The organism is Vampirovibrio chlorellavorus, from assembly GCF_003149375.1.
GTDB classification, from domain to species: domain Bacteria; phylum Cyanobacteriota; class Vampirovibrionia; order Vampirovibrionales; family Vampirovibrionaceae; genus Vampirovibrio; species Vampirovibrio chlorellavorus_B.
Map to the genome: position 1 here is coordinate 468,954 of NZ_QFWH01000002.1, position 10,954 is coordinate 479,907.

Annotated in this window: 10 protein-coding genes; 9 read left to right on the top strand and 1 reads right to left on the bottom strand. The window is 54.1% G+C overall.

Annotation, left to right across the window (positions count from 1 at the left end):
* Positions 1-120 precede the first annotated feature (120 nt).
* The 3 genes from panB (at position 121) to panC (ending at position 3,482) form a co-directional block, all read left to right on the top strand.
* Entirely contained in the window at positions 121-1,029 is a 909-nt protein-coding gene (panB, locus tag DF283_RS04535; protein ID WP_303673524.1) for a 3-methyl-2-oxobutanoate hydroxymethyltransferase, read from the top strand.
* A 280-nt stretch (positions 1,030-1,309) separates the two neighbouring features.
* Positions 1,310-2,047: a hypothetical protein gene (locus DF283_RS04540; protein ID WP_303673525.1), complete on the top strand. Its 738-nt coding sequence runs from the start codon at positions 1,310-1,312 to the stop codon at positions 2,045-2,047.
* 565 nt (positions 2,048-2,612) lie between these two features.
* Entirely contained in the window at positions 2,613-3,482 is an 870-nt protein-coding gene (panC, locus tag DF283_RS04545; RefSeq protein ID WP_303673526.1) for a pantoate--beta-alanine ligase, read from the top strand.
* Positions 3,483-3,502: 20 nt separating this feature from the next.
* Here panC and DF283_RS04550 read toward each other — a convergent pair whose 3' ends face one another.
* Positions 3,503-3,769, bottom strand: a complete 267-nt coding sequence (locus tag DF283_RS04550; protein ID WP_303673527.1) for a hypothetical protein — start codon at positions 3,767-3,769, stop codon at positions 3,503-3,505.
* 474 nt (positions 3,770-4,243) lie between these two features.
* On the opposite strand from DF283_RS04550, the gene DF283_RS04555 reads away from it, so the two are divergent.
* The 6 genes from DF283_RS04555 to sufU all read left to right on the top strand — a co-directional run bounded on the left by DF283_RS04555 (position 4,244) and on the right by sufU (position 10,242).
* Positions 4,244-4,735, top strand: coding sequence for a MerR family transcriptional regulator (locus DF283_RS04555; RefSeq protein WP_303673528.1), 492 nt, complete (start codon positions 4,244-4,246; stop codon positions 4,733-4,735).
* A gap of 97 nt (positions 4,736-4,832) precedes the next feature.
* Positions 4,833-6,272 carry a Fe-S cluster assembly protein SufB gene (sufB, locus tag DF283_RS04560; RefSeq protein WP_303673529.1) on the top strand — a complete coding sequence of 480 codons (1,440 nt, stop codon included), beginning with the start codon at positions 4,833-4,835 and terminating at the stop codon, positions 6,270-6,272.
* Between the two features lie 38 nt (positions 6,273-6,310).
* A complete protein-coding gene (gene sufC, locus DF283_RS04565; protein WP_443082985.1) occupies positions 6,311-7,126 on the top strand; it encodes a Fe-S cluster assembly ATPase SufC in 816 nt (271 codons plus the stop codon).
* A gap of 17 nt (positions 7,127-7,143) precedes the next feature.
* Positions 7,144-8,487 carry a Fe-S cluster assembly protein SufD gene (gene sufD / locus DF283_RS04570; RefSeq protein ID WP_303673531.1) on the top strand — a complete coding sequence of 448 codons (1,344 nt, stop codon included), beginning with the start codon at positions 7,144-7,146 and terminating at the stop codon, positions 8,485-8,487.
* A 3-nt stretch (positions 8,488-8,490) separates the two neighbouring features.
* A complete protein-coding gene (locus tag DF283_RS04575) occupies positions 8,491-9,774 on the top strand; it encodes a cysteine desulfurase (RefSeq protein ID WP_303673533.1) in 1,284 nt (427 codons plus the stop codon).
* 18 nt (positions 9,775-9,792) lie between these two features.
* On the top strand, positions 9,793-10,242 hold the full coding sequence (gene sufU / locus DF283_RS04580) for a Fe-S cluster assembly sulfur transfer protein SufU (RefSeq protein WP_303673534.1): 450 nt from the start codon (positions 9,793-9,795) through the stop codon (positions 10,240-10,242).
* Positions 10,243-10,954 lie beyond the last annotated feature (712 nt).

Consider the following 10,954-nt stretch of genomic DNA (forward strand, 5'->3'; position numbering starts at 1 on the left):
CCCCATGTTGCCTTGGCTTGCCATGCCTGACTTGCCACGAGGGGACGCAGGCAATAGAATGGCTGCATTGAATTTGAATTGTACCCCCTCTTACGCTCACCCGGAATTTGAGGATTTTTTGTGTCCGTTCATACCCAGCCCGCTTCTGATGAGGCCCGTTTGACCAAGCGCACCGTGCAGACGGTGGCGTCCCTGCGCCGCAAGAAGGAAAAAGGTCAAAAACTGGTCACGCTGACTTGCTACGACTACAGTACGGCCCGCATTCTGGATGAGGCCGAAGTGGACTTGTTGTTGGTGGGCGATTCTTTGGCCATGACGGTGTTGGGGCATTCCAATACCCTGAGTGTGACCGTGGATGAGATGCTGCACCACGTTAAGGCAGTCAGCCGTGGGGCTCGGCATGCCTTTGTGGTGGCCGATATGCCTTTTATGAGCTATCAGACCGGCTGGATGGAAGCCACTAAAAACGCCGGACGCTTCATTCAGGAGGGCGGCGCTCAGGCCGTCAAGCTGGAAGGTGCCTCGGACAAGGTCACTGAAGTGGTGCGCCATCTGGTGGAAATTGGTATCCCGGTGGTGGGGCACTTGGGCTTTACCCCGCAAATGCTGAATACGCTGGGCGGCTTCAAGGTGCAGGCTAAAACTCTGGATGACGTGCGGAAATTGCTGAGCGATGCCTTGCGGTTGCAGGCAGCGGGCGCTTTTGCCCTGGTGCTGGAAATGGTGCCGGTGGAGGTGGCCGACTTAATCACCCGGCAGTTGGAAATTCCCACCATTGGCATTGGGGCGGGTAACGGCTGCGATGGCCAGATTTTGGTCATTGATGACTTACTGGGCCGTTACAGCGAGTTAAGCCCCCGCTTTGTGCGCCGGTATATGGATTCCAAGGCCTTGATTCATCAGGCGGTGACCGACTATGCCGCCGATATTCAAAACGATAATTTCCCGGATAACACGGTGGAAGCCTTTTCCTTTCCTGCTGAGTTGATGGCGGAGTTGTCCCAGCTGACAGCCGCTTTAACCCCTTGAGTTCTGGTTTTTAAAGATCCAAAGTCCTGTTTTTTAGGCCAAACCTGAATATAACCAATAAAAACAAGTAAAAAAGCCTGCCTGCCGAATGTTGCGGTTCAATAATTTATATGTTAATTTCAGTTCGGTTTCATAGAAATTAAATTGTTGAGGGTCACTAATCAGTGGGGGAATCGTGCTGTCTGAAACAGCGTTTCTGGCTGCTGATGAAATTTATAAATTAAACAAGTAATTTCTTGTGAAATTCACCGGAATCGTATTTTTACAGGAGATGATGACCATGGTTTTTACTCTGACTTCGCCCGTCGCGCAGAATAATGGGGTTCGGCCAACTGCGGGCAGTGTGCGTCCGTCGCGCACCCCCTTGCAACCGATGGCGGCCCGCAAAAAGCCTGAGGATAAAGCGCCGAAAGCCCCTCGGTCTTTGGCCAGCGATTTCAAAGCCCGGCTGGCGGGCCTGACTTCCAAAATCCCGGATGATGTGAAACAAAAAGCACAGGAAGCGGCCGCCAAGGCCGGTGAGGTGGTGGATGCCTACGTGCCGCAGGAAAACCGCAAGGCCATTGAGCAAAAGCTCTTAAAGACGGTGGAGTCCTTTAACCCGGAGGATTTGGAAGGCTACAAGGCCAACCTGAAAGCGCTGAGCGATGAATTGGTTGAAACCGTGCCGGATGAAGGCCTGAAAAAAGTGGTGGACACCTACCTCAAGAGCTTTCTGGAACTCCAGTCCGTGATTTTTGATTCTGTGAAAGAGGTAGGCGGTTCGGCTGTGAAAGTGGCTTCGGGCGATGCCTCGGTGGGCGATTTTGGCAAGCAGTACCGAAAAACCTTTGTGAAAGCCCATCAGGATACCTTCAAGGCGCACGCCAACATTCTGGGGGCCAACGTGCGTTTGGGCGGGGAGCTTTTGAAGCGTTTGGCGGGTGGTGGCAAAGCCGCTGAACCGTCCGCCCCCGATGCGGGCCAGGTGCCAATGAAGCCGGATGATAGCAAGCCGGACGACCGTCAACAGGGTTAATTCATAATTCATGCATCAATAAGCAATCAGACCTGCTTGCCCGGCAAGTGGGTCTGTTTGCTGTGGGGGTTGATGGTGGAGGCGGGCCCACCCTCTGCAGGACGATTCCCAGCGTCAGGCTTATTTTGGCGGGTTATTCCCGCCTCTGCTCTATTCCGCCCGCTTCAGCCTGTCAGTCCCACTTCAGCCCTATTGCTTTCGCTTCAGCCTGTCCATTCCCACTTCAGCCCTATCGCTTTAGCTTCAGCCTGTCATTCCCGCTTCAGCCCTATCCCTTGCGATTTAGCCTGTCATTCCCACGCAGGTGGGAATCCACTGAGCGGTTTACGCAGAGCCGTTTGGGTTTGGTGGGTTGGGTTTTGTATGAAAAGGCCCGATGCCCCTATTCCTGCGGGTGCAAGACAAATTGCGCATCAACGCCTCAGTGAGCGATTACGTTCTTGAGACCTTGGCGTTACCCTGTGCCATGCCGCTTTGGGGAGCCCAACCCTTGTGGGACAATAAGGGAGCCAATCTGAATTTTGCGTAATTAAGAGCCCATATATATAGAAAGAGACCGTCCATTATGTTTCTTTTCACCACAGTGGCGGAGTATCAAACTCAACGATCGGCCTGGCAGGGCAAGACCCTGGCTTTGGTGCCCACCATGGGGGCTTTGCACGAGGGACATCAAGCCCTGATCCGCCACGCCCGGTCGGTGGCCGACGTGGTGGTGGTCAGTATTTTTGTGAATCCGCTACAGTTTGGCCCGCAGGAGGATTTGGCAGCCTATCCTCGGCCCAAGGCGCAGGATTTGGCCATTTGCGAGCAACTCGGAGTCGATGCCGTGTTTTACCCCAGTCCTCCGGAAATGTATCCCGAGGGGCCGGACAGCTTGACCCGAGTGGTACCGCCCGTCTCCATGACGGAGAACTTTTGTGGCGCTTTCCGCCCCGGGCATTTTGAGGGGGTGGCCACCGTGGTATTAAAGCTCTTCTCCATCACCCAGCCAGATGTGGCCGTGTTTGGGGAGAAGGACGCCCAGCAGTTGGCCATTATTCAAAAAATGGTGCGCGATCTCAACCTGCCGGTGCGCATAGTGCCCCATCCCACCTTGCGAGACGAACGCGGGTTGGCCCTCAGTTCCCGCAATCAGTACCTTAAAACTCCACAGGAGCAAGAGGCCGCCTTGTGCCTGTCCCAAATTCTGTCCGGGGTTCAGCAAGCGCTGACAAATGCAGGGGGGAGTTTACCGGCTGAGGAGACCTTGGAGCGGCTTCAGGCCGCCGTGCTGGCCCCTTGGCAATCTGGCCCGGTATCGGTGCGGGTGCAATATCTGGCGGCGGTGGATGCAGTCACCTTTCAGCCGGTTGCCCGGTTACAGCCGGGGGTGCGGGTGCTGATGGCCGCCTATGTCAATCAGGTGCGTCTGATTGATAACGGCCTGCTGCTCTGACACCAGTGGCCTAACATTAATTAATAGGTAGAGAAGCGCTCGCCCCGATTTTTATCGATGTCTTTTTCTCGAAAGCCCGCTGCGTTGGGTTGGTTGGAGTCGCTGCCGGATTGTCCGTCCATTTTGCGGTTTTGGGCCTCAATGGCCTTGTTTCGATTGGATTTTTCCACAACAGGGGTGTAAGCGTTGCTGTAATAGGAGTCGGAACGCCAGGCAAAGCTGATGATAACCACCGCTAGGCAAAATAGCCCCACATAAAAGAGAATCAGTTTTTCCTGCTGGGTCATAATCTGCACACATTCCACTCAACGAGAACAGGGCCTTTCCCACCTTGTACCCTTCCCTCAATTATTTCATGCCTGCTTCCAATCAGAATCGGCTATATAAAGGAGCTGCCCCCCAGTTCTGGGCAAATGCCTCCCCTGTTGACTTGCTCTTTTCCTCTTGCCAGAATACTACTCACACTCTCACGTGAACGTCTCGGTTTTGTCTGGCCTCTTCGTTTTACCTTAATCTTTAACCTTGACGTAAACGTTAATCTGGTTTACTCTGATACCAGAGAGTCGACAGCGAATCTCCTGAAATTCAACGCCATTTTCAACTGATCACACCACCCCGATTGATACCCGATTCGTTTTTTCTTGTTAATCCCGATCCGGCGGCTTTTCGCCAGAGGTAAGCCCATCATGTCCCAGCAGTCGCCCAGCAATGAGTCGATTCAAAATAAGCCGATACGAAATGAGTCTACGCAAAGTAACTCCATGCAAACGCTTTCTCCGGATGCGGTGACGGAAACGGCTGCCGGTAGCGACTCCTTCCTGACCATTGGGGCCCTGGCCAAGTTGTGCAACGTGACGGTGCGCACCTTGCGGTATTACGAGGAAATGGATCTCATTGGCCCGGTCAAGCGCTCCAGCGGGAAGTATCGCCTGTACAACCAGCATTCCCTGAAGCGCATTAATGCCATTTTAGCCTTGCAGGGCCTGAATTTCTCACTGGATGAGATTCTGAAAGTATTGGGTCCCTACTCCATAAGCCGCAGCTATTCCAAGCAGGAGCAAATCGCCCACACCCGGGAATCCCTCAGTCAGCAAAAGCAGTTCATTCATGACAAAATTACACAGCTGAACACCCTCAATCAGGACATCGAGCATCGCCTGAATCTGCTGGATAAGGTGTGCAGCCCCTGTCACGACACCGCGCCCCATGAGCATTGCGCCGAGCAGTGTTCGTTTCTGGAAGTGCATAATTAGCGTTTTTTCTAGCATTCTTTTTACCGCAATCCCATTACCGCAATCCCGAAACTCAACCGGACTTTACAGTATTGAGCCCCGAATGGAGTCACCCGGCATGAAAAGCCTCGAATCCCTCACCAATCAGGAATATAAATACGGTTTCAAGACCGAGATTGAGTCCGATACCATTCCCAAGGGCTTAACCGAGGACACCGTGCGCCTGATCTCCCAGAAAAAAGGGGAGCCGGAGTGGATGCTGGATTTCAGGCTCAATGCCTTTCGCCAGTGGCTGAAAATGGAGCCCCCGGAGTGGGCGCATCTCAACTATCCGCCCATCGATTATCAGGACATTATCTATTACTCAGCGCCCAAGCAGGCCAAGCCCAAACTTCAAAGTCTGGATGAAGTTGATCCTGAGCTGTTGCGGACCTTCGATAAGCTGGGACTCCCTTTATCGGAGCAGAAACGCTTGGCTAACGTGGCTGTGGATGCTGTTTTTGACAGTGTGTCCGTGGCCACCACCTTCAAGAAAGACTTGCTGAAGCACGGGGTGGTGTTCTGCTCCATCTCCGAAGCCTTGCATGATTACCCGGACTTGGTGAAGCAGTACATGGGCAGCGTGGTACCGGTGACGGATAACTACTTTGCCGCCCTGAACTCGGCGGTGTTTACGGATGGTTCGTTTGTCTACATTCCCAAAGGCGTGAAGTGCCCCATGGAACTGTCCACCTACTTCCGCATCAACACGGAAGGCTCCGGCCAGTTTGAGCGTACCCTGATCATTGCCGATGAGGGCAGTCAGGTCAGCTATCTGGAAGGCTGTACGGCCCCCAAGTTCGATACCAACCAGTTGCACGCCGCCGTGGTGGAATTGCACGCCGCCAAAAACGCCGATATTAAATACTCCACGGTGCAAAACTGGTTCTCCGGCGATCCCAAGACCGGCAAGGGCGGCATCTACAACTTTGTGACCAAGCGGGGCCGCTGTGCCGGGGAAAACGCCAAAATCTCCTGGACTCAGGTGGAAACCGGCTCGGCCATTACCTGGAAGTACCCCAGTTGCATTCTGGAAGGGGACAATTCCGTGGGAGAGTTCTACTCCGTGGCCCTGACCAACCACCTGCAACAAGCCGATACCGGCACCAAGATGATTCACATCGGCAAAAACACCAAAAGCACCATTATTTCCAAGGGCATTTCCGCCGGAAAATCCAGCAACTCCTACCGGGGGCTGGTGTCCATCAAAAAATCGGCGGAAGGGGCCCGCAATTATACCCAGTGCGATTCCATGCTGATAGGCGGCGCTTGTCAGGCCAACACCTTCCCCTATGTGGATGTGGCCAATCCCACGGCACAGGTGGAGCATGAGGCTTCTACCTCAAAAATCAGCGAAGATCAGTTGTTCTACTTTCACCAGCGGGGCATTGGCACGGAAGACGCCGTGTCGGCTATCATCAACGGCTTCTGCAAGGACGTGTTCCGGGAGCTGCCCGGAGAGTTCGCCGTGGAAGCCACCCGCTTGCTGGGCCTGAAGCTGGAGAACAGTGTCGGCTAACTTTCTGAAAATTCTTTCTCAATAAGAACCAGTCTCAATTGATTTTAAATAACGGAGAAATCCCCATCGTGACCACGCCCATTCTTGAAGTGAAAAACCTCCACGCCAGCGTCAACGGCGTGGCCATCCTCAACGGCATCAACCTGACCGTCAAGCCCGGCGAAGTGCACGCCATTATGGGGCCCAATGGCTCCGGTAAAAGTACCTTGTCCAAGGTCTTGGTGGGCCACCCGGCTTTTGAAGTGACCGAGGGCGAAGTGTTGTACAAGGGCAAGAACCTGCTGGAGCTGGAAGCGGAAGAACGGGCCCGGGATGGCGTGTTTCTGGCCTTTCAGTACCCGGTGGAAGTGCCGGGCGTGAACAATGCCGGATTTCTGCGGATGGCTTACAACGCCAAAATGGTGCATCAGGGCAAAGACGAGCTGGATCCCCTGGAGTTTGAAGACCTGCTGGCCGAAAAAGCCAAAGTGGTGGAAATGGACCCGGAATTGCTGAACAATCGCTCGGTGAACGAAGGCTTTTCCGGTGGGGAGAAAAAACGCAACGAGATTCTGCAAATGGCCGTACTGGAACCCACCCTGGCCGTGCTGGATGAGACCGACTCCGGTCTGGATATTGACGCCCTGCGCATTGTGGCCAATGGGGTCAACCAGTTACGCACCGCCGACAATGGCATGATTCTGGTTACCCACTACCAGCGCCTGCTGAACTACATCGTGCCCGATTATGTCCACGTGTTGGCCGAAGGGCGCATCATCAAATCCGGTGGCAAGGAACTGGCCCTGGAACTGGAAGACAAAGGCTACGACTGGCTGCTGGAAAAAGCCGGTCTGCTGGCCGGACAAGAGGCGTAATGGCGATGGTGGCTTCTGTGCAACCCCAATCCCCCCAAACGCTTTATGAGCAAAGTTTCCGTCATCGGCTGCAGGCCATTTTGCCGGAGACCGCCGATTGGCTGCAAGCCCTGCGTTTTCGAGCCCTGACCCGTTTTGAACAGTTGGGCCTGCCCAGCCGCCGTCTGGAGGCCTGGAAGTTTATCAACCTGCGGCCTGTGATCAATCAGTCTTTTCAGCCGCATACCACTGACTTGACGGTCACTGAAGCCCAGTTGCAGCCGCATTTGCTGGGCTCCGATACCATTCGTCTGGTTTTGGTGAATGGCCGGTTTGTGGAAAGCCTGTCCGTGTTGCCAGCCCTGCCGGAAGGCGTTTGGGTGGGCAGCTTGAAAGCCGCCTTGCGGACTGTACCGGAACGGGTGCAGGCCAGTCTGGCCAAAGGACTGGATCATGAGCCGGATGCTTTGGTGGTGTTGAACACCGCCTTGTTTGAGGACGGTGTTTTTATTGACGTACCGGAAAACGCGCAACTGGCTTCACTGATTCACATTGTCTCCGTGACCACTGCCAGCGCCGACCCTCGGGCCGCCTACACCCGCAACGTGATCAACCTGGCCCCGCATGCCCGTGTACAATTGGCCGTAGCGCATGTGGGATCGGGCGAAACCCTTTATCTCAATAATTCCGTGCAGGAATTTTATCTGGCGGAAGGGGCCCAGGCGGAGTGCTGCCTGATGCTGAATGAGGCTTCCCAAGGCTGGCATTTAACCGCCACCCGCAGCACTTTGGCCCAGAATGCGGAACTCAAGCTTTCCACGGTGACGCTGGGCGGACATACGGCCCGACACAGTGTCAGCACCCTGTTGCAAGGCACTCAGGCCACCGTACAACTGAACGGGCTGGATGTGCTGGAAGGACAAACCGCCGTCTTCCACCAAACGTCTACCGAGCATTGGGTGCCCGATTGCCGAAGCGAGCAGTACTACAAGGGCATTCTGGATGACGCCGGGCAGTCCGAGTTCAACGGGCTGGTCTTTGTGGCCGAAGGGGCCAATGGCACCGATTCTCAGCAGTTGAACAAAACCCTGCTACTGTCTGAGGATGCCAAGGTATGGACCCGCCCGCAACTCAAAATTAACGCAGACGACGTCAAATGCGCCCACGGAGCCACCGTGGGGCAACTGGATGAAAATCAGTTGTTCTATCTGGCCAGCCGAGGCTTGGGGCGGGACTTGGCCACGGCGCTCCTGACCTACGGCTTTGCCGAGGAAATTATTCAACGACTCAGCCATCCGGCTTTGCGGCGTTATCTGGACCAACGTGTTCTGGAGAACCTGCACCGCTCGGATGCGGGACTTCAACGACAGCTAGGAGTGTAGGAAATGGCACAACCCGTCTTGGATGAGATCAGCAGTTCCCCAGTCCCGCCCGTGATCAGCCCGTTAACGGAAGCCGAAGCGTTGCGCCTGCGGGAAGACTTCCCGGTGTTGCGTCAGCAGGTCCACGGCAAGCCGCTGGTCTATCTGGACAATGCCGCCACCACCCAAAAACCGCAGGTGGTCATCGATCGCATTACCAACTACTACGCCCACGAAAACGGCACGGTGCGCCGGGGGGTCTACAAACTCAGCGAGCAATCCACTCGGGACTTTGACGCCACCCGCGTTAAAGTGGCCCAAATGCTGAACGCGGCCTCCCCGTCCGAAATCATTTTCACCCGGGGCACCACGGAGGCCATCAACCTGGTGGCGGCTACCTATGGCCGAACCTTCATTCAGGCGGGCGACGAGATTTTGATTTCCGCCATGGAGCATCACGCCAACCTGGTGCCGTGGCAGCAATTGTGCCTGGAAAAAGGAGCCACCCTGCAAGTGGCGCCCATTACCGATGCCGGTGAGCTGGATATGGCGGAATTTGACCGGTTGCTGACGGATAAGGTCAAGTTTGTGGCCATCGGGCACGTTTCTAACGCCCTGGGTACGGTTAACCCCATCAAAGCCATCATTGAAAAAGCCCATGCTCTGAATATTCCCGTGCTGGTGGATGGGGCCCAGTCCGCCCCGCACATGGCCGTGGACCTGCAAGCCCTGGATTGCGACTTTTTTGCCTTTTCCGGCCACAAGCTCTATGGCCCCACCGGTGTGGGCGTGCTGTACGGAAAAATGAAGCATCTGGAGGCTATGCCCCCCTATCAGTTTGGCGGGGACATGATCTATTCTGTCTCATTCGAGAAAACCACCTTCGCCAAGCCCCCGGCCAAGTTTGAGGCGGGCACTCCCGCCATTGCCGAAGTGATTGCCTTGGGCACGGCGGTAGATTACGTCACCGCTATCGGTCTGGATCGCATTGGGGCTTACGAGAATGAGTTATTGACTTACGCCACGGCCCGCATGCTGGAAATCCCCGAGGTGCGCCTGATTGGCACCGCGCCAGAAAAGGCGGGCATCTTGTCCTTTGTGTTGCAAGGGGCTCATCCGCACGATATCGGCACCATTCTGGACCGGGAAGGGATTGCCCTGCGGGCGGGTCACCACTGCGCCCAGCCCATTATGCAGCGTTTCGGCCTTCCGGCTACTGCTCGGGCCTCGTTTTCCTTCTACAACACCCGTGACGACATTGACGCGCTGGTGCAAGCCGTCAAAGTGGTGGTCAAACTGTTTAACTAGTTAGAAAGCCCATTTCCCATGTCTGACTACAACGAGCTTTATCAGCAAATCATTCTGGAGCATAACAAAAAGCCCCGCAATTTCAGGGTTTTGGATTCCGCCAATGCCTACGCGCTGGGCAAAAATCCCTTGTGCGGCGATCAGTTTGCCGTCTACACCCAGCTCGATTCAGAGGGGAAAATCGAGGACATCGGTTTTCAGGGTGATGGGTGCGCCATTGCCAAGGCCAGCGCTTCGCTGATGACCAACGCCGTCAAGGGTAAAACCCGAGCGGAAGCCCTGCAAATGCGGGAAGAGTTCCAGCAGTTGTTACGGGGCGAGCTGGATGAATCGGCGCCGCATCATTTGGGTCGACTGACTATTTTGTCGGGCGTTCGGGAGTATCCCGTGCGGGTGAAGTGCGCCACTTTGGCTTGGCACACATTGGGCGCTGCTCTGCAGGGTCAGTCGGAAGCCACGACTGAGTAGGCGTTTCGCTTTTGACATTAGAAAAATCTATCAAGAAGTCCCGCTTTTGACTGGCGGGACTTTTTTTTGGCGTTCAAAACAGGGTGAAGGATCTATATATTTTTTAAATCGGCAAAATGTTTTGAAAGAAATTTTTTTAAGTGTCAAATGATCAAAAAATAAATCTTTGATTTTTATCCACCTTGAAAACTGATGAATCCAATGAAGAAGGCACGTTAAAACCTGAAAACTCTCTAGAATCGGTTGAATTCTTCGATCACAATTCTGGAATTCTTTAACCAAAAAGGCTTTTCAGGAAATTGAAAAACTTGAAAAAAGGGGCTTGCAATCCAAAAACTCTGGGATACTATTAATTCATCGAAGCGCAGTTGAGGCGCACGTTTCCCACTCTCTCCCCTCTCTCATCACTGATATCTGGTTTAAAAGATTCATTGAGTCGTCGGTAAAGATAAAGAAACGTAAATCGGCCCGGTTCACTGGTTAACAAAATGGTTGACAAGCAAAACCGACCGAAATAGGATGTAACTCCACTCAACAAGCGAGCCCCTCTCAAAAGAGATTGACTCCAAGATGAGTGGCTCACAACCTCCCCTCGTACTTTGAAAACTGAATATTGGAACATACAAAGACTCCGTTCAAATCTAAACAACGAGAGCCAGAGAAACAGGAATAATCCTGAAGATTTCGAAGTTACTTGATGCAAGTTGAGTGA

What these genes read in the sequence shown, in the direction of transcription:
- DF283_RS04540 (WP_303673525.1), top strand. Translation starts at nt 1,310, where the DNA reads ATGGTTTTTACTCTGACTTCGCCCGTCGCGCAGAATAATGGGGTTCGG.
- panC (WP_303673526.1), top strand. Translation starts at nt 2,613, where the DNA reads ATGTTTCTTTTCACCACAGTGGCGGAGTATCAAACTCAACGATCGGCC.
- DF283_RS04550 (WP_303673527.1), bottom strand. Translation starts at nt 3,769, where the DNA reads ATGACCCAGCAGGAAAAACTGATTCTCTTTTATGTGGGGCTATTTTGC.
- DF283_RS04555 (WP_303673528.1), top strand. Translation starts at nt 4,244, where the DNA reads ATGCAAACGCTTTCTCCGGATGCGGTGACGGAAACGGCTGCCGGTAGC.
- sufB (WP_303673529.1), top strand. Translation starts at nt 4,833, where the DNA reads ATGAAAAGCCTCGAATCCCTCACCAATCAGGAATATAAATACGGTTTC.
- DF283_RS04575 (WP_303673533.1), top strand. Translation starts at nt 8,491, where the DNA reads ATGGCACAACCCGTCTTGGATGAGATCAGCAGTTCCCCAGTCCCGCCC.
- sufU (WP_303673534.1), top strand. Translation starts at nt 9,793, where the DNA reads ATGTCTGACTACAACGAGCTTTATCAGCAAATCATTCTGGAGCATAAC.